This is a genomic window from Vibrio fluvialis, assembly GCF_900460245.1.
In the GTDB taxonomy this organism is placed as follows: Bacteria; Pseudomonadota; Gammaproteobacteria; order Enterobacterales; family Vibrionaceae; genus Vibrio; species Vibrio fluvialis.
In genome coordinates, this window is sequence record NZ_UHIP01000001.1 from 2743473 (window position 1) to 2763228 (window position 19756).

Consider the following 19756-nt stretch of genomic DNA (forward strand, 5'->3'; position numbering starts at 1 on the left):
TCTTAACCTACTGCAAGCACACCAAAGTGTAGTAAAATTACGCTAATTTCGATTTCTAGTTACTTTGAATTTGACGAGGTCATAACTATGTCAGCTAAGAAGCCTATGGCTCTGGTGATCCTGGATGGATGGGGTTACCGTGAAGACAACTCAAGCAACGCGATCAACAACGCAAACACTCCGGTTCTTGATGGTCTGATGGCGAATAACCCACACACTCTTATCTCGGCTTCAGGTATGGACGTAGGTCTGCCTGACGGTCAAATGGGTAACTCTGAAGTGGGCCACACTAACATCGGTGCCGGTCGCATCGTGTATCAAGATCTGACTCGCATCACTAAAGCGATCTCAGACGGCGAATTCCAACAAAACCCAGTACTGGTTACCGCTATCGACCAAGCAGTCGCAGCGGGCAAAGCCGTACACCTGATGGGTCTGATGTCTCCGGGTGGCGTTCACTCTCACGAAGATCACATCTACGCAGCCGTTGAAATGGCAGCAGCACGTGGCGCTGAGAAAATTTATCTGCACTGCTTCCTGGATGGCCGTGATACTCCGCCTCGCAGCGCAGAAGCATCACTGAAACGTTTTGACGAACTGTTCGCGAAACTGGGTAAAGGCCGTATCGCCTCTGTGGTTGGTCGTTACTACGCGATGGACCGTGACAACAACTGGGAACGCGTTGAAAAAGCTTACGATGTACTGACTGCGGCGCAAGGTGAATTCACTTACGGCTCTGCGGTAGAAGCACTGCAAGCGGCTTACGCTCGCGACGAAAACGATGAGTTCGTAAAAGCCACTGAAATCCGTGCTGAAGGTCAAGAGTCTGCAGCAATGCAAGACGGCGACGCGGTACTGTTCATGAACTACCGTGCTGACCGTGCACGTCAAATCACTCGCACTTTCGTGACGGATTTCGCGGGCTTTGAGCGCAAAGTCTTCCCAGCCCTGAACTTTGTTATGCTGACTCAATACGCAGCAGACATTCCACTACCCGCTGCTTTCCCACCAGCATCACTAGAAAACACTTATGGTGAATGGTTGTCTAAAGCAGGTAAAACTCAGCTGCGTATCTCTGAAACTGAGAAATACGCGCACGTGACGTTCTTCTTCAACGGCGGTGTTGAAAACGAATTTGACGGTGAAGAGCGTCAACTGGTGGCATCTCCAAAAGTTGCGACCTACGATCTTCAGCCTGAAATGAGCTCTAAAGAGCTGACTGACAAGCTGGTTGCCGCGATCAAATCAGGTAAATACGATGCGATCATCTGTAACTACCCGAACGGCGACATGGTAGGCCACACTGGCGTTTACGAAGCTGCGGTTAAAGCGTGTGAAGCGGTTGACGAATGCATCGGTCGTGTTGTGGAAGCCATCAAAGAAGTGGATGGTCAACTGCTGATCACTGCAGACCACGGTAACGCGGAAATGATGGTGAACCCAGAGACTGGCGGTGTGCACACTGCGCACACCAACCTGCCAGTACCGCTGATCTACGTGGGTAGCAAAGACATTGCTCTGAAAGAGGGCGGTAAACTGTCTGACCTTGCCCCAACCATGCTGGCACTGACGGATCAAGAGATCCCGGCTGAAATGTCTGGTCAGGTTCTGTTCGCGTAATTCACGCGCACGAACGATTGCACAAGCCCCGATATCATCGGGGCTTTTTTTATCTTTTTTACCGTTCACATCGGAACAATTGCAAACTTTTTACCTGCCACACTCGCCTCATGCGTCACATTGGGTATACTGAGTGCTCAGTGATTCCAATCGTGATTATCGTAAAAACATGACGTTATCAACTTTCCAGCCCTCTTCGCGTTTCTGCCGAAGCCTGTTATTGGTGTGTCTCAGCGCCGGATTACTGCCGTCCAGCGTCTTGGCTGCCTCACAACAGGAGCTGAAAGGCGTTAAAAGCGAAATCTCGCGCCAGCAACAGTCGTTATCACAACAACAGAAAACACTGGATCAACTGCAACAGGCCCTCAAACAACAGGAAGTGGGTATTTCCGGTTTGGAAAACCAGATCAAGCAGACCAAAAACCAACTGGCTGAAGCCAACGCCAACATTGGCCGCTTGAAACAAAAAATTGCCGCACTGGAAAGCCAACGTAAACAGCAGGCGGATAAACTCGCTGAGCTGCTGCAGACTTACTACATTACTCAGCGTGCCAAAGCGAGCGGCGATTTACTCAACAACGGTGTTGAAGAAGACCGTATCAGCCAGTATTACCAACATTTGGCCAAAGCCCGAACCGATACCATTGCCGAATTAGAGGCCACGCGTCAGGCTCTGAACGACAATGAACGCCAACTGCAACTCGAGCGCGATCAGATCACCTCACTGCTGGAAGAACAGACGCGCAAGCGCGATCAATTAGCCAAGACGCAATCTGACCGCCGTCAGACTCTGGGCAAAATTCAGAAAAGCATTTCTGGTGACAAAGTGTATCTGGCAGAACTGCAACGCAACGAAACCCGCCTCAAAGCGGAAATTGCCAAAGCAGCCAAACGTAACGCCGTGCCGATGGACGGAATCAGCCAGCAGCGCGGTAAACTGCCGTGGCCACTCAAAGGCCAGGTGCTGCATCAGTTTGGTGAGCGACAAACCGGTCAGATCGATTGGAAAGGTTTAGTGATTGATGCCAATTACGGCCAGCCTGTTAAAGCCGTTTATTCCGGCACAGTGGTGTTTGCCGAATATCTGCGCGGTTATGGCTTAGTCGTCTTGCTTGATCACGGTAAAGGCGATATGACGCTGTACGGCTTCAACCAAACGCTGATGAAAAAAGAAGGCGATAAAGTCACTGCTGGTGAAACACTGGCACTGGCAGGCGATACCGGCGGTCAGTCCCGCCCGGCACTCTACTTTGAAATCCGCCGCAACAGTAAAGCGGAAAACCCACGTAACTGGCTGACCCGCTAAGCTAACCTCTGTTTTTAAACAAGGCCGCTCTGTGAGCGGCCTTGTTACTTCTAGGCGTAATACGCTTCAACGCTGGCGATCAAGCACGCTAAATCTTGCTTTGGCAGCCGATTGATCCCCGCTGCCGCTTCCCGACCGCCCCCCGTAGTGAACTGACTGCACAGCGTGCCCGCGCCGTGCTTTTTGCTCAAAGGGGCACGTAGCGAGACCGTATAACTCTCATCGTCTGCCACGGTCAACACCACATGCGCTTGATCCGGCTTTTGATTCGCCAGCAAATTACCATATACCCCACTCACCCGGTGTGATGCCGCTTCATCGGCAAGTGCAAATACGCGCAGTGTTTGGCTCTCATACACAGCTGGTTTGGCCAGCGCCTGAGCAATATCCTGTTCGTACGCCTGTTTGAGTACAGCATAAGGCGATGTCGGGTCAGCAATCACCTCAAACGGCGATGAGTAGCCTAGTAGTGCACGGAACAAATCTGCGGGATGGTAATGTAGGTCACTGACGGATTGACCATAGCCGTTATAGTTGATCAGGGTGCCCAACTCTTTTAACTGCTCGGCTTGTTCAGGAGGTAAACCTGCCTTGGCTGCCAGAGCATCGGCAACGCTGAGCAAGTTATCTCCGTAAGCTGCGGTGATGGCCCAATGGTGAAACTGGCTTTCGAGCAGCGTATCCACAATCAATGCGGTACACATATTGGCATCCAGATTGATGTGCACATCTAACTGCTCATGCTGAGGAATGTCACCAGCCTGATGGTGGTCGGCATAGAATACCTGAGCGCCGCTGGCCAACACGGTTAACAGTGCATCCCGGTTTTTTGCCATAGAGATATCCAGTACCGTCAACGAATCGCCGCGCTGGGCGGTCACATTCGCCAGAAGCTCAATGTCGCGTTTGACGCCGGTTATCAACTGACTGTCTCGGGGCTTAGCCAGACGCAGTTGAAGAAGTGCGATGATGCCATCGGCATCACCATTAAATATGTCGTAATGCATAGTGAGCGCTACTTTTAATCCCTTGTAATAACATCAGAAATTAGCAGTTTCACGCCCACCAGCACAAGAATGAAAGGTTATATGTCATCCCTTTTAGGCATGCATCGCTCGCACGCCATCTTCCAGCAATTGTAACTGCTCCAGCCCTTGCTCGGTCGCATTCGGCTTCATCACCGAGATGATTTGCAGCATCCCCTGATGAATCACCTGCTCGGTGATCTTAGTTTTTGGTGACATCGCTGACTGATAAGCCAGCCAGCTGCAGGCGATCAGATGCAAAGTGGTGACCAGCTTTTTCATCTCATCTTCATTGAGCGCCAGCAACTGCATCTCGACAAAAGCACGCATAATGTTGACTAAGTTGGTTTGCAGTTTTTCCTGCACGCGAATGTAATCGTCGTGCAACTCTTCATCCCGCTGCAGAATTTCGGGCAAATTGGCGTAGAAAAAACGGTATTTCCACATCAGGGTGAAGATAGAGTCGAGGTAGTGTTTGAGCAGAGTCAGGCTTTCATACTGACCTTGCAGCGGCGTAAAGCGCTCAATCAGTTCTGCTGAGTAGAGTGCAAATATCTCACGCACAATCTCCTGCTTATTGCGGAAATGATAATAGAGATTACCGGGGCTGATCTCTATGTGCGCAGCAATATGGTTGGTGGTCATCGGGCGTTCACCATGCTCGTTAAACAGCTCTAACGCCGCATGGACAATTCTGTCTCTTGTTTTCATTAATGGTTCACATTCCTTCCTGATTACCTGCAGTATAAAACAGCTCCATTGAATGGTAAAAAAAGCGCCCGTTTCCGGACGCTGATGTCATTGGTTTATTTATGATATGGCTTAGATAGCTCATGGACCGCGTTGACGAACACGCCCGCGTTTTCTGGCGGTACATCCAGATGGATACCATGGCCAAGGTTGAAGACGTGACCAGTACCACCGTGACCAAAACCGTCCAGAATGGAAGCCACTTCTTCACGAATACGCTCGTGCGGGGCATACAGCATAGAAGGATCCATGTTGCCTTGCAGCGCCACTTTGTCACCCACGCGCGCTTTGGCATCGGCGATATTGATGGTCCAGTCCAGGCCTACTGCATCACACCCGGTTGCCGCAATCTGCTCCAGCCACATCCCGCCGTTTTTAGTAAACAGTGTCACTGGCACTCGGCGGCCTTCGTTTTCACGGATCAGACCATCAACAATCTTGTGCATGTATTGCAGTGAGAACAGGTTGTAGTCACGCGGAGTCAGTACGCCGCCCCAGGTATCAAATACCATTACAGACTGCGCGCCAGCTTTGATTTGCGCGTTAAGGTATTCAATCACGCTGTCCGCCAGCTTATCCAAGAGCAGATGCAAAGTCGCAGGCTCAGCGTACATCATCTTTTTAATCTTGGTGAATGCCTTAGAGCTGCCACCTTCAACCATATAGGTTGCCAGTGTCCAAGGGCTGCCAGAGAAACCAATCAGCGGCACTTCGCCTTGCAGATCTTTGCGAATCTGACGCACAGCATTCATAACGTACTGCAGTTCACCTTCCGGATCCGGCAGGCCAATCTTGTCGACGTCCGCCTTGCACGTGATTGGGCGGTCAAACACCGGACCTTCACCAGCGGCAAAGCGCAGCCCGAGTCCCATCGCATCAGGAATAGTCAGGATGTCAGAGAACAGAATCGCGGCATCGAGTGGAAAACGGCGCAGTGGCTGTAAAGTCACTTCAGAGGCCAACTCAGCGTTTTTACACAGAGACATAAAGTCGCCCGCCTGAGCGCGCGTGGCACGGTATTCTGGCAGATAACGTCCAGCCTGACGCATCATCCATACTGGCGTGCAATCAACAGGCTGCTTGAGCAGAGCGCGTAGATAGCGGTCGTTTTTTAATTCAGTCATTCCGTATTCCACTTCTTTTCTAGGCTTATTAGTTTGGGGCGTATTCTAGCACTGATTTGCCCTCAGGAGCGGAGAGCTTTGCAACCCAGATCAAGTTATTAACTTTTAAATCAATGCTTAATTTGCGTACAATCTTTTTCGATGTTACAAATTTGTTCGCTAGCGAAAACTACAATTATAAACTGAGTATTCAGTACTCAGCATCTCATAACGACATCTTACTTACCCCCTCCCTAATCGGAGGGTTTTTTTTATCCCTTGGACGGCGTGAGACGAATATCTTCCAGAGTTCGTTCAATCAATGCCCGGGCGATGGTGCCTTCTGGCGCAACAGGTGGCATGGTTTCGGGAGTAAACCACTGTGCATCGCTCAATTCAGAATAATCCGGTTTAATATCGCCACCTGCGTAATCCGCCAAGAAGCCCATCATCATGCTCGATGGAAAAGCCCAGGGCTGGCTGCCGAAGTAACGAATGTTGGTCACATCAATGCCCGTTTCTTCTTTGATTTCGCGTGCTACGCATTGCTCGAGCGTTTCTCCGACTTCCAGAAAGCCTGCAATCACAGTATACATGCCACCACGATGGCGCGGATGCTGAGCCAGCAAAATCTCGTTGCCCTTACGCACCGCGACAATAATGCACGGGAAAATACGCGGATAATGCAAAGTACGACAGTCATGGCACTGCATCGCTAAATCGCGATGGTTGAGATAATTGCGTCCCCCACACTGTGGGCAAAAACGCAAGCTTTGGCTCATATGGCCATACTGAATAGCCTTGCTCGCCATCAAAAACAGGGGTTCCGGCAGATGCAGCAAATCACGCAGTGACGTCAGTTCAAGATCGCGATCCAGCTCCGAGGCATTGACCCAATACACTGGCGCGCCCTGATGATGATCGATTTTGATCGCGGCATCTACGGGCAGATCCCACTGCTCACCCCGGCCAAAAGGGAGTGCTCCGTCAACGGTCCAGATCTCACTGCCTGAAACGACGCACCAATAAGCGGATTTTGTGTCACTGTTTTTTAACATGCCAACTCCTGTTTGCTTGCAGTTCGTTCATTTTACTGGCAATCTAAATTCATACCAGAGTTTGTACAGATTTGATTTTAAATCTATAAATTCTAGTAAGGACAATGAGTTGTGCTGTACCACTACAACAGACGTGCAAAGGAAAGATCATCGTTGAATGATCGGATCATGAGGGCATGGTCATGCTAAAAAAATTCAAAAGAACGCAAGAACAATGGGGTGGCTCGAGTGATGTTATTGATCATTGGCTGGATAAGCGCCAGCATCTGATCGTTGAATACTGTAAACTCGCTGCGCTGCAACCCTGCGCAACCAAAGCCGCTGTCACCGAACTCCCTTCCCCGAAAGAGCTACAGTATTTCTGTCAGGAGCTCGTCGATTACATCTCTGAAGGTCATTTTAAAATCTATGACATGGTCATGAACAAATGGCATGCCACTGGCTTTCAGGCAACGGATGAAATTAACCGGGCATACGCACAGATCATCGAAACGACCGATCCGCTACTGAACTTCACTGATCAGTATGCTGCGATTCACGAAGAGGATGATCTGGAGACACTGGATGACGATTTGTCGCAAGTCGGCGAGCTGCTGGAGTCACGCTTTGAAACCGAAGATGGTCTGATTCAACTGATCGCAGACAGCCTCGCGATTCCGCCGGGCGCTTAACGTAGTAGACTGAGTCGCCGTCAACGAAAACCACCAGCGCAAATAGCAGGCAATAAAAAAGGCACCCTAAGGTGCCTTTTTGCTATCAGAACGATTACTCGTCAGCTGAGAAGCCTGCGTTTAGCAGAGCTGCCAGGTTGTCAGTAGCCTGTTCCGCAGAAGGACCATCTTTCTGAGCTTCACGCTTAGATTGACGATCTTGGTGGTACGCAAAACCAGTACCAGCCGGGATCAGACGACCCACGATAACGTTCTCTTTCAGACCACGTAGGTCATCACGCTTACCAGAAACCGCTGCTTCAGTCAGTACGCGAGTCGTTTCTTGGAACGATGCGGCTGAGATGAACGATTCTGTTGCCAGAGACGCTTTCGTAATACCCAGTAGTTCACGCTCAAAACGTGCTGGTTCTTTACCTTCTGCTTCCAGATTACGGTTCGCAATCTTCACTTGTGAGTATTCTACTTGCTCACCTGGCAGGAACTCAGAGTCACCTGCATGAGTAATAGTACACTTACGTAGCATCTGACGAACGATAGTCTCAATGTGCTTATCGTTAATCTTAACGCCTTGCAGACGGTAAACTTCCTGAACTTCGTTCGCGATGTAAGTCGTTACAGCATGGATACCACGTAGGCGCAGAATGTCATGTGGAGATTCTGGACCATCTGCGATTACATCACCACGTTCGATGCGCTCACCTTCAAACACGTTCAGCTGACGGTGCTTAGGAATCATCTCTTCGTAAGTTTCACCGCTGTCGCGAGTGATGATCAGACGACGCTTACCTTTGGTCTCTTTACCGAAGCTTACAGTACCTGTGTACTCAGCAAGAATCGCAGGCTCTTTAGGCTTACGTGCTTCGAACAGGTCTGCTACGCGTGGTAGACCACCGGTGATGTCCTTGTTACCGCCAGATTTCTGAGGAATACGAGCCAGTGTGTCACCCACATTCACTTCAGCGCCATCGTCGATGTTCACGATCGCTTTACCAGGCAGGAAGTACTGTGCTGGCATATCAGTACCAGGGATCAGTACGTCATTACCTTTCTCATCCACAAGTTTGATAGCTGGACGCATATCTTTACCTGCTGCTGGACGAGCCGCTGCATCTGTTACTTCACTTGAAGACAGACCAGTCAGGTCATCAGTCTGGCGAGAAACGGTAACGCCATCGATCATGTCAACGAACTGGATGCGACCTGCTACTTCAGTGATGATTGGCATGGTGTGCGCTTCCCAGTTAGCTACGGTTTCGCCCGCATCTACTGCATCGTTGTCTGCTTTGCTCAGCAAAGAGCCGTATGGCAGTTTGTGTTTCTCTTTGGTACGGCCAAATTCGTCAATGATGGTCAGTTCAGAAGCACGAGAAGTGATTACCAGTTTGCCATCTTTGTTGATTACGAATTTCGCGTTGTGCAGTTTAACAGAACCCTTGTTCTTCGCTTGGATGCTGTTTTCTGCTGCTGCTGTTGATGCCGCACCACCGATGTGGAACGTACGCATCGTCAGCTGTGTACCAGGTTCACCGATTGACTGAGCCGCGATAACACCCACAGCTTCACCTTGGTTAACCAGATGACCACGAGCCAGGTCACGACCGTAACACAGTGCACAACAACCGAAGTCTGCGTCACAGGTTACCACTGAACGTACTTTAATACGGTCAACAGAGTTGTCGTTTAGAATCTGACACCATTTCTCATCCAGAAGCGTGTTACGAGGAACAAGCACTTCTTCTGTACCTGGTTTCAGAATGTCTTCAGCAACCACACGACCCAGAGCAAGCTCAGTCAGTGGAACTTTAACGTCACCACCCTCGATGTGAGGCATCATGTCTACACCCTCTTGGGTGCCACAGTCGTGCTCATAAACGACAACGTCTTGAGCAACGTCTACTAGACGACGTGTTAGGTAACCTGAGTTCGCTGTCTTCAGTGCCGTATCCGCCAGACCCTTACGAGCACCGTGCGTTGAGATAAAGTACTGTAGTACGTTCAGACCTTCTTTAAAGTTCGCAGTGATTGGCGTCTCGATGATCGAACCATCTGGACGAGCCATCAGACCACGCATACCAGCAAGCTGACGAATCTGAGCTGCGGAACCACGAGCACCTGAGTCAGCCATCATGTAGATGCTGTTGAACGACTCTTGTTTCTCTTCTTCGCCGTCACGGTTAATCACCATTTCAGACGACAGGTTCTCCATCATCGCTTTCGCTACGCGATCGTTGGTTGATGCCCAAATATCGATCACTTTGTTATAGCGTTCACCGGCAGTTACCAGACCAGACTGGAACTGTTCCTGGATTTCACGTACTTCTTCTTCCGCTTCGGAGATTTCAGTGTATTTCGCAGGTGGTACAACCATATCGTCGATACCAACAGAAACACCTGACAGTGCCGCGTAAGCGAAACCGGTGTACATGATTTGGTCAGCGAAGATAACGGTGTCTTTCAGACCCAGTTTGCGGTACGCCTCGTTCAGCAGGTTAGAAATTTGTTTCTTACCTAGCTTCTGGTTCACGATGCTGAATGGCAGACCTTTCGGTACGATTTGCCACAGCATTGCACGACCAACAGTGGTATCCACCATCTTGGTCTCAGTTGTGCGATTACCGTCTTCATCAACCACTGTTTCAGTGATACGAACTTTAACGCGTGCGTGCAGTGCCGCAGTCTTAGTGCGGTAAGCCTTCTCAGCCTCAGCTGGGCCGGCCAGGTACATACCTTCACCTTTCGCGTTGATCTTCTCACGAGTCATGTAGTACAGACCCAATACAACGTCCTGAGAAGGTACGATGATCGGATCACCTGACGCTGGCGACAGAATGTTGTTTGTCGACATCATCAGAGTACGAGCTTCTAGCTGTGCTTCCAGAGTCAGAGGCACGTGTACCGCCATTTGGTCACCATCGAAGTCCGCGTTGTACGCCGCACACACAAGTGGGTGTAGCTGAATCGCTTTACCTTCGATCAGTACAGGTTCAAACGCCTGAATACCTAGACGGTGAAGAGTTGGTGCACGGTTAAGTAGCACTGGGTGTTCACGGATAACTTCATCCAAGATATCCCATACAACTGCTTCTTCACGCTCTACCATTTTCTTCGCAGCTTTGATCGTCGTCGCCAGGCCACGAGTTTCCAGCTTGCTGTAGATGAATGGTTTGAACAGCTCAAGTGCCATCTTCTTAGGAAGACCACACTGGTGCAGACGCAGGTAAGGACCAACTGTGATTACAGAACGGCCTGAGTAGTCTACACGTTTACCTAGCAGGTTCTGACGGAAACGACCTTGTTTACCCTTGATCATATCAGCAAGAGATTTCAGAGGACGCTTGTTCGAACCTGTGATCGCGCGACCGCGACGACCGTTATCCAGAAGCGCATCAACAGACTCTTGTAGCATACGTTTTTCGTTGCGTACGATGATGTCCGGAGCAGCAAGCTCTAGAAGGCGTTTCAGACGGTTGTTACGGTTAATCACACGACGGTATAGATCGTTCAGATCTGAAGTCGCAAAGCGACCGCCATCTAGTGGTACCAGAGGACGTAGATCTGGCGGAAGTACCGGAAGTACAGTCAGAATCATCCACTCAGGTTTGTTACCTGATGCAACGAATGCTTCAACCAGTTTCAGGCGCTTCGTAACTTTCTTACGCTTAGTTTCTGAGTTAGTCGTATCCAGCTCTTCGCGCATCTGCTCAGCTTCAGCCAGCAGATCCATAGATGACAGCAGATCTTTGATCGCTTCTGCACCCATTTTCGCAGTGAACTCGTCGCCCCACTCTTCCAGGCGATCCAGATACTCTTCTTCAGTCAGCATCTGACCACGTTCCAGGTCAGTCATGCCTGGTTCAGTCACCACGTACATTTCGAAGTAAAGAACACGTTCGATGTCGCGCAGTGGCATATCCATCAACAGACCGATACGAGACGGCAGTGATTTTAGGAACCAGATGTGAGCAACTGGAGAAGCCAGCTCGATGTGGCCCATACGGTCACGACGAACTTTAGTTTGCGTTACTTCAACGCCACACTTCTCACAGATAACACCACGGTGTTTCAGACGCTTATATTTGCCACAAAGACATTCGTAGTCTTTTACCGGGCCAAAAATACGCGCACAGAAAAGACCATCGCGTTCAGGTTTGAACGTACGATAGTTGATGGTCTCAGGTTTTTTCACTTCACCAAATGACCATGAACGAATCATGTCAGGTGAAGACAGACCGATTTTGATTGCATCAAATTCTTCGGTCTTATGCTGTGCTTTTAGAAAGTTTAATAAGTCTTTCACAATCAGCTCCTGTAAGGAGTTAAAAGGAACTCGCCGCGTGAACTAGCGAGCTCCTTCCTACCAGAAAACCGGTTAGGCTCCCCGAATGGGGAACCTTAAGGTTTACTCTTCGTCTTCTAGCTCGATGTTGATACCCAGCGAGCGAATCTCTTTCAACAGTACGTTGAACGATTCTGGCATACCAGGTTCCATCGCGTGGTTTCCGTCAACGATGTTCTTATACATCTTCGTACGGCCGTTAACGTCATCCGACTTAACGGTTAGCATTTCTTGTAGGGTGTAAGCAGCACCGTATGCTTCCAGTGCCCATACTTCCATCTCACCGAAACGCTGACCACCGAACTGAGCTTTACCACCAAGTGGTTGCTGAGTTACTAGGCTGTAAGAACCTGTTGAACGAGCGTGCATCTTGTCATCAACCAAGTGGTTCAGTTTCAGCATGTACATGTAACCTACAGTTACCGGACGCTCAAACGCATCACCAGTACGGCCATCAAACAGAGTCAGCTGGCCAGATTCTGGCAGATCACCCAGTTTCAGTAGCTCTTTGATTGACGCTTCGTTCGCACCATCAAAGACTGGAGTCGCGATTGGCAGACCTGCGCGCAGGTTATTTGCCAGTGTACGTACTTCCTCATCAGACAGAGCCGCAATGTCGACTTGTTGACGAGTTTCGCCCAGATCGTAAACCTTCTGCAGGAACTCACGCAGCTTAGCCAGCTCTTGTTGTTCCTTGATCATCTGGTTGATCTTGTCGCCGATACCTTTCGCAGCCAGACCTAAGTGAACTTCTAGGATCTGACCGATGTTCATACGTGAAGGTACACCCAGTGGGTTCAGTACGATGTCGACCGGTTGGCCTTTCTCATCGTATGGCATGTCTTCAACAGGGTTGATCTTAGAGATTACACCCTTGTTACCATGACGACCCGCCATCTTATCACCCGGTTGGATGCGACGTTTCACTGCCAGGTACACTTTAACGATCTTCAGAACGCCAGGTGCAAGGTCATCACCTTGGGTGATCTTGCGACGCTTGGTTTCGAATTTCTTATCGAATTCCGCTTTCAGCTCGTCGTACTGCTCAGCCATTTGCTCTAGCTGAGTTTGCAGTTCGTCGTTTTCTAGCGTCTGTTCTAGCCATTTCTTACGATCGATAGAGTCCAGCTTCGCTTCGCTATAACCGCCAGTGATCAGCAGAGAACGAACACGAGCAAGCAGACCGCCTTCCAGAATCTGGAACTCTTCAGTCAGGTCTTTCTTCGCTTCTTTCAGCTGCATCTGTTCGATTTCAAGCGCACGTTTGTCTTTCTCTACGCCATCGCGAGTGAAGACTTGAACGTCGATAACCGTACCCGCAACAGAGTTAGGTACACGCAGAGAAGTATCTTTAACGTCCGATGCTTTCTCACCGAAGATAGCGCGTAGCAGCTTCTCTTCAGGTGTCAGTTGGGTTTCGCCTTTCGGCGTTACTTTACCAACCAGGATGTCGCCACCCTTCACTTCAGCACCGATGTAAACGATACCTGACTCATCCAGCTTAGACAGCGCAGCTTCACCTACGTTTGGAATATCCGCAGTGATCTCTTCTGCACCCAGCTTAGTATCACGAGCCACACAAGACAGTTCTTGAATGTGGATAGTTGTGAAACGGTCATCTTGAACAACACGTTCAGAAACCAGGATCGAGTCTTCGAAGTTGTAACCGTTCCAAGGCATGAACGCGATACGCATGTTTTGACCAAGCGCCAGTTCACCAAGGTCAGTTGATGGACCGTCAGCCAGTACGTCACCGCGAGCCACAGGTTCACCCGGCATCACACATGGACGCTGGTTGATACAAGTGTTCTGGTTAGAACGGGTGTATTTAGTCAGGTTGTAGATATCGATACCCGCTTCGCCAGGAATCAACTCTTCTTCATTAACCTTAACTACGATACGTGATGCGTCTACAGACTGAATCATACCGCCGCGTTTCGCGACTGCAGTTACGCCTGAGTCTACCGCTACGTTACGTTCAATACCGGTACCAACGAAAGGCTTCTCAGCTTTCAGCGTTGGTACTGCTTGACGTTGCATGTTCGCACCCATCAATGCACGGTTCGCGTCATCGTGTTCCAGGAATGGAATCAGCGATGCTGCGATCGATACAACCTGGTTCGTTGCAACGTCCATGTAGTTAACGTGTTCACGTGGGTGAAGACCAGATTCACCTTTTTGACGTGCTGTAACCAGCTCATCAGCAAAGCCACCTTCTTCAGTCAGTTTCGCGTTCGCCTGTGCGATAACGAATTGACCTTCTTCGATAGCTGACAGGTAATCCACTTCATCCGTAACAACGCCATCTACAACGCGACGGTATGGGGTTTCTAGGAAACCGTACTCGTTGCAGCGTGCAAACGCAGACAGCGAGTTGATCAGACCGATGTTCGGACCTTCAGGCGTTTCGATAGGACATAGACGACCGTAGTGAGTTACGTGTACGTCACGTACTTCGAAGCCAGCACGCTCACGAGTCAGACCGCCAGGACCTAATGCAGAGATACGACGTTTGTGCGTAACTTCTGACAACGGGTTGTTCTGGTCCATAAACTGAGACAGCTGTGAAGAACCGAAGAATTCTTTAACAGCAGCAGAAATTGGTTTCGCGTTGATCAGATCTTGTGGCATCACGTTGTCCAGATCGCCAAGGCTTAGGCGTTCCTTCACTGCGCGTTCAACACGTACAAGACCAACACGGAATTGGTTCTCTGCCATTTCGCCAACAGAACGGATACGACGGTTGCCAAGGTGGTCGATATCGTCCACTTCGCCTTTACCGTTACGGATCGCGATCAGCTTCTTCATCACTTCGACGATGTCTGTTTCGTCAAGAGTGCCTTGCTCTTCCGCGTCTGCACGCTCGATAGAGCTGTTGAACTTCATACGGCCTACCGTAGACAGGTCGTAGCGTTCTTCAGAGAAGAATAGGCTTTCAAATAGGGCTTCAGCCGCTTCTTTTGTTGGCGGCTCGCCAGGGCGCATCATACGGTAGATTTCTACCAGCGCTGAAATACGGTCATTCGAACTGTCGATACGCAGGGTTTCAGACATGAACGGACCGTGGTCTAGATCGTTCGTAAACAGAACTTCTAGTTTTTTGTAACCTGCTTGTGACAGGTTCGCCAGCGATTCAAGGCTAATTTCCTGGTTCGCTGCAACGATGATCTCGCCAGTTGCTTCGTTGATGTAATCTTTAGAAGAAACTTTGCCTACGATGTACTCAACTGGTACTTCGATAAAGCTCACGTCATCTTTTTCAAGTTGACGGATATGACGAGCCGTTACGCGACGACCTTTCTCAACATAAACCTTACCGTCTGCTTCGATATCGAAAGACGCAGTTTCACCGCGTAGACGCTCAGGGACCAACTCCATCATCAGAGTCTGGTCTTTGACTTCGAAATTAATTTTCTCGAAGAAGATGTCGAGGATTTCTTCAGTCGTCTTACCCAGCGCACGCAGGATAATAGATGCAGGTAGCTTACGACGACGGTCAATACGTACGTACAGGTTATCTTTAGGGTCGAATTCGAAATCCAACCAAGAGCCGCGGTACGGGATGATACGTGCGTTGTAAAGCACTTTACCTGAAGAATGGGTCTTACCCTTATCGCTGTCGAAGAACACGCCTGGGCTTCGGTGCAGCTGGGATACGATAACCCTCTCGGTACCATTGATTACAAAGGTACCATTATCTGTCATGAGTGGAATTTCACCCATGTAGACTTCTTGTTCTTTAATATCTTTGACAGTACCTGCTGGCGCGTCTTTATCAAAGATCACTAGGCGCAGTTTCACGCGTAGCGGTTTTGAATAAGTTACACCACGGATTTGACATTCTTTAACGTCAAAAACTGGCTCACCAAGACGGTAGCTAACGTATTGCAGCTCTGAATTGCCGTTGTAGCTCTGGATTGGAAACACAGAACGAAAAGCGGCTTCAAGACCGTATTGTCCTTCAGGATCCTGTTCGATGAATTTTTCGAACGAATCGAGCTGGATCGATAGCAGGTATGGAATGTCCAACACTTGTGGACGAGTACCAAAGTCCTTACGGATGCGCTTTTTCTCGGTATAAGAGTAAACCATGGGGTTCCTCAGCTCGCTGATAAGTGACCCAAACTGTCCGCTGAAAAGGGGACAGTGACTAAATCGCTGTTTACTGTAGTGACGGCTCATTACGTTAGAATGAGACGTTTTTTGCAAGGATATGAGACGCTTAAACAGCGGGAAAATTCGCTCATACCCTACAGCGCAAAAAGGCCGGTGGTCAATAAACCACCAGCCATTAGCCTTACGGCTAAGAAATTAAGTAATTATTACTTAACTTCAACAGTTGCACCAGCTTCTTCAAGCTCTTTCTTCAGTGCTTCAGCTTCTTCTTTAGATACAGCTTCTTTCAGAGCAGCTGGAGCGCCGTCAACTAGAGCTTTAGCTTCTTTCAGACCTAGGCCAGTTGCGCCACGTACTGCTTTGATTACAGAAACTTTGTTCGCGCCAGCAGAAGCTAGGATTACGTCGAATTCAGTTTGCTCTTCAACAGCAGCGCCTGCAGCAGCACCACCAGCTACAACTGCAGCAGCAGCAGTAACACCGAATTTCTCTTCCATTGCAGAGATCAGTTCAACAACTTGCATTACAGTCATTTCTGCAATAGCGTCTAGGATTTGCTCGTTAGTAATAGACATAACAATTCTCTTTTAAGTCAACAATAAGTTTATTTTGCAACCAGTAAAAAGCAAGGCAATTAAGCCGCAGCAGCTTCTTTTTGGTCACGGATAGCAGCGATAGTGCGAGCCAGCTTAGCAGCAGAAGCTTCTTTCATGCACATCATCAGACGTGCGATTGCTTCGTCGTAAGTTGGTAGCGTCGCTAGTACTTCAACGTCAGTCAGTGCGCCTTCATATGCAGCTGCTTTGATCTCAAACGCTTTGTTCTCTTTAGCGAAGTCTTTGAAAAGACGCGCTGCAGCACCTGGGTGCTCGTTAGAGAAGCCGATCAAAGTAGGACCTACGAATACGTCTTGTAGACATTCGTAAGCTGTGCCTTCTACTGCGCGACGTGCTAGTGTGTTACGAACAACACGTAGGTAAACACCCGCTTCGCGAGCTTGTTTACGTAGAGTTGTCATCGCAGCAACTTGTACACCACGAGAGTCAGCTACAACTGCAGAAAGTGCACCACTGGCCGCTTCGTTGACTTCAGCGACAATTGCTTTTTTGTCTTGAAGATTTAAAGCCATCTTGGATTACTCCTGGTTGTCGTTACACCACTCACTATTATCACAACAGTGAGAGATTATTAGGTGCAGTCCCAGAAGAAAGTTAACCCATTCTTTAAAATAAAAAATGAAATCTTTCTGTCAGGTTCGGGCACCATCTACGTAGGTTGCATTAAGTTATCAAGTGATAACGCCTACGGTCTTGGACGGAGACTGAACACTCATTCGAGGAATGAACTATCAGCCCCAACCACAAATATTAGGCGCGAAATTATACACAAATTTCACGCCTAAGCAAATGCATTATACTTGAGCAGTCAGAGTAGCCTGATCAACAGCAACGCCAGCACCCATAGTAGTAGAGATGCTTACTTTCTTCACGAAAGTACCTTTCGCAGAAGAAGGTTTTGCTTTCTTCAGAGCAACTAGCAGAGCTTCTAGGTTCTCTTTAAGTTGTTCAGTTTCGAAAGACACCTTACCAATGGTAGTGTGGATGATGCCGTTCTTGTCATTACGGTAACGAACCTGACCTGCTTTAGCGTTCTTAACCGCTTCAGCAACGTTAGGAGTTACAGTACCAACTTTAGGGTTTGGCATAAGACCGCGAGGACCTAGGATAGTACCTAGTTGACCTACAACGCGCATTGCATCTGGAGATGCGATAACTACGTCGAAGTTCATTTCGCCTTTCTTAACTTGCTCAGCAAGATCTTCCATACCCACTAGGTCAGCGCCAGCTTCTTTCGCAGCTTCAGCGTTAGCACCTTGAGTGAATACAGCAACGCGGATATCACGACCAGTACCGTGTGGCAGTACAGTTGCACCGCGAACGTTTTGGTCAGATTTACGAGCGTCGATACCTAGGTTAACAGCAACGTCAACAGATTCTACGAATTTTGCAGTTGCAAGTTCTTTCAGAAGAGCAACAGCTTCGTTGATGTCGTACTCTTTAGTTACATCCACTTTTTCGCGGATAGTACGCATGCGCTTAGTTAGTTTTGCCATTGTCTTAACCCTCAACCACTAGGCCCATTGAACGAGCAGTACCTGCGATAGAACGCTTCATTGCTTCGATATCAGCACCAGTCATGTCAGCAGCTTTAGTTTCTGCGATTTCTTGGATTTGAGCGTCAGTGATTGTGCCCACTTTATCAGTGTTTGGACGACCTGAACCAGACTTGATACCAGCTGCTTTCTTCAGAAGAACTGCTGCAGGTGGAGTCTTAGTTTCAAAAGTGAAAGAACGGTCGCTGTATACAGTGATAACAACTGGAGTAGGTAGACCTTTCTCCATAGACTCTGTACGTGCGTTGAACGCTTTACAGAATTCCATGATGTTCACACCACGTTGACCTAGAGCAGGACCAACTGGTGGACTTGGGTTAGCCATACCCGCTGCAACTTGCAGCTTGATATAAGCTTCAACTTTCTTAGCCATGATATTTCCTAGATTGTGGGTTCAAACGCTAATCTACTGATCAGCTCCCCGTTAGAGCAAAAAACTTTTCACTTCGACAGAAGTAAAAAGGCGCGAAATTATAGTCAGATTTCGCGCCTTAAACAAGCCTACAAAGCTGTTTTTTTAATCAAGTTTATCAACCTGACCAAATTCAAGCTCAACCGGTGTTGCACGACCAAAGATCGATACAGACACTTTCAGACGGCTCTTCTCATAATCCACTTCTTCAACAGTACCGTTGAAGTCAGCAAACGGACCTTCGTTAACACGTACCACTTCGCCCGCTTCGAACATAGTCTTAGGACGTGGAGCTTCGCTCGCTTTCTCAAGACGGTTCAGAATAGCGTCAGCTTCTTTATCTGTGATAGGTGCAGGACGATCAGAGGTACCACCAATGAAGCCCATTACACGAGGAACGCTACGTACCAAGTGCCATGATTCATCATTCATGATCATTTGCACTAACACGTAACCAGGGAAGAATTTACGTTCGCTTTTGCGGCGTTGACCGGCGCGCATTTCTACAACTTCTTCAGTTGGAACCAGAACTTCACCGAACAACTCTTCCATGCCATGCATTTTGATATGTTCACGAAGTGACTGGGCGACACGACCTTCAAATCCCGAGAAGGCTTGAACTACATACCAGCGTTTTTTTGGAGCTTCACTCATGTATTAAACCCTCTATACCCCAGTTGCAAAGGCAACAAGACGAACCATAATGCCGTCAATGCCCCAAAGCACTAGAGCCATTACAATACTTACAGCTAACACGATCAATGTCGTTTGCATTGTTTCCTGACGCGTAGGCCAAACAACTTTGCGAACTTCCATACGAGATTCGCGTGCAAAAATAATCGCGGCTTTACCTTTTGATGTGGTTGCAGCAACGCCAAGCGCAGCAGCAATCAACACAATCACACCTGCAGCGCGAATCACTACAGACAATTCACCATACAGGTAATTACCCACAACAGCGGCAGCTAGCAGTACAAAAGTGACGATCCACTTCAATGTATCCGCTGCACTTGAGCTATCAGGAGTCTCAGCATTGTTTGCTTTCATAAACCAACCTGTCACAAGTCTTACTATAGACGACAACAACCCCGCTGTTGCAGGGCAAATCCATTCCATCAACACTAAAAAGTGTCGATCGATCGTTCAAGACCAAGAGGAACTCTCAGCCCCGGAATTCCTTGCTGAG

Annotated in this window: 15 protein-coding genes; 3 read left to right on the forward strand and 12 right to left on the reverse strand. The window is 48.8% G+C overall.

The features are described 5' to 3' along the window. Nucleotides 1-87 precede the first annotated feature (87 nt). Nucleotides 88-1620 (forward strand): 2,3-bisphosphoglycerate-independent phosphoglycerate mutase, encoded by a 1533-nt coding sequence (gpmM, locus tag DYA43_RS12935; RefSeq protein ID WP_024374077.1) that lies wholly within the window; start codon nt 88-90, stop codon nt 1618-1620. A 169-nt stretch (nt 1621-1789) separates the two neighbouring features. Beyond that, nucleotides 1790-2926 carry a murein hydrolase activator EnvC family protein gene (locus DYA43_RS12940; RefSeq protein WP_061057244.1) on the forward strand — a complete coding sequence of 379 codons (1137 nt, stop codon included), beginning with the start codon at nt 1790-1792 and terminating at the stop codon, nt 2924-2926. A 50-nt stretch (nt 2927-2976) separates the two neighbouring features. Here DYA43_RS12940 and DYA43_RS12945 read toward each other — a convergent pair whose 3' ends face one another. The 4 genes from DYA43_RS12945 to nudC all read right to left on the reverse strand — a co-directional run bounded on the left by DYA43_RS12945 (nt 2977) and on the right by nudC (nt 6862). After that, complete coding sequence (locus tag DYA43_RS12945; protein ID WP_061056957.1) at nt 2977-3933, reverse strand: hypothetical protein; 957 nt, start codon at nt 3931-3933, stop codon at nt 2977-2979. Nucleotides 3934-4026: 93 nt separating this feature from the next. After that, nucleotides 4027-4662 carry a TetR/AcrR family transcriptional regulator gene (locus DYA43_RS12950; RefSeq protein WP_020332612.1) on the reverse strand — a complete coding sequence of 212 codons (636 nt, stop codon included), beginning with the start codon at nt 4660-4662 and terminating at the stop codon, nt 4027-4029. Nucleotides 4663-4757: 95 nt separating this feature from the next. Next, complete coding sequence (gene hemE, locus DYA43_RS12955) at nt 4758-5825, reverse strand: uroporphyrinogen decarboxylase (protein ID WP_020332611.1); 1068 nt, start codon at nt 5823-5825, stop codon at nt 4758-4760. A 251-nt stretch (nt 5826-6076) separates the two neighbouring features. Further along, entirely contained in the window at nt 6077-6862 is a 786-nt protein-coding gene (gene nudC, locus DYA43_RS12960; RefSeq protein ID WP_061056958.1) for an NAD(+) diphosphatase, read from the reverse strand. Nucleotides 6863-7038: 176 nt separating this feature from the next. Here nudC and DYA43_RS12965 point away from each other — a divergent pair, with 176 nt between their 5' ends. Then, nucleotides 7039-7533, forward strand: coding sequence for an Rsd/AlgQ family anti-sigma factor (locus DYA43_RS12965; RefSeq protein WP_032080022.1), 495 nt, complete (start codon nt 7039-7041; stop codon nt 7531-7533). A 94-nt stretch (nt 7534-7627) separates the two neighbouring features. Here the strand turns inward: DYA43_RS12965 and rpoC are convergent, their stop codons facing one another. The 8 genes from rpoC to secE all read right to left on the reverse strand — a co-directional run bounded on the left by rpoC (nt 7628) and on the right by secE (nt 19617). Continuing rightward, nucleotides 7628-11830 (reverse strand): DNA-directed RNA polymerase subunit beta', encoded by a 4203-nt coding sequence (gene rpoC / locus DYA43_RS12970; protein ID WP_020332607.1) that lies wholly within the window; start codon nt 11828-11830, stop codon nt 7628-7630. A 102-nt stretch (nt 11831-11932) separates the two neighbouring features. Further along, nucleotides 11933-15961 carry a DNA-directed RNA polymerase subunit beta gene (gene rpoB / locus DYA43_RS12975; RefSeq protein ID WP_020332605.1) on the reverse strand — a complete coding sequence of 1343 codons (4029 nt, stop codon included), beginning with the start codon at nt 15959-15961 and terminating at the stop codon, nt 11933-11935. Nucleotides 15962-16191: 230 nt separating this feature from the next. Then, the gene (rplL, locus tag DYA43_RS12980; RefSeq protein WP_020332604.1) at nt 16192-16560 is read right to left on the reverse strand and encodes a 50S ribosomal protein L7/L12; all 369 of its coding nucleotides are present in this window, start codon (nt 16558-16560) and stop codon (nt 16192-16194) included. Nucleotides 16561-16619: 59 nt separating this feature from the next. Continuing rightward, nucleotides 16620-17114, reverse strand: a complete 495-nt coding sequence (rplJ, locus tag DYA43_RS12985) for a 50S ribosomal protein L10 (RefSeq protein ID WP_020332603.1) — start codon at nt 17112-17114, stop codon at nt 16620-16622. Between the two features lie 282 nt (nt 17115-17396). Further along, nucleotides 17397-18098 carry a 50S ribosomal protein L1 gene (gene rplA / locus DYA43_RS12990; protein ID WP_020332602.1) on the reverse strand — a complete coding sequence of 234 codons (702 nt, stop codon included), beginning with the start codon at nt 18096-18098 and terminating at the stop codon, nt 17397-17399. 4 nt (nt 18099-18102) lie between these two features. Beyond that, a complete protein-coding gene (gene rplK, locus DYA43_RS12995) occupies nt 18103-18531 on the reverse strand; it encodes a 50S ribosomal protein L11 (protein WP_020332601.1) in 429 nt (142 codons plus the stop codon). A gap of 144 nt (nt 18532-18675) precedes the next feature. Further along, nucleotides 18676-19224: a transcription termination/antitermination protein NusG gene (gene nusG / locus DYA43_RS13000; RefSeq protein WP_020332600.1), complete on the reverse strand. Its 549-nt coding sequence runs from the start codon at nt 19222-19224 to the stop codon at nt 18676-18678. 12 nt (nt 19225-19236) lie between these two features. Continuing rightward, on the reverse strand, nt 19237-19617 hold the full coding sequence (gene secE / locus DYA43_RS13005) for a preprotein translocase subunit SecE (RefSeq protein ID WP_020332599.1): 381 nt from the start codon (nt 19615-19617) through the stop codon (nt 19237-19239). Nucleotides 19618-19756 lie beyond the last annotated feature (139 nt).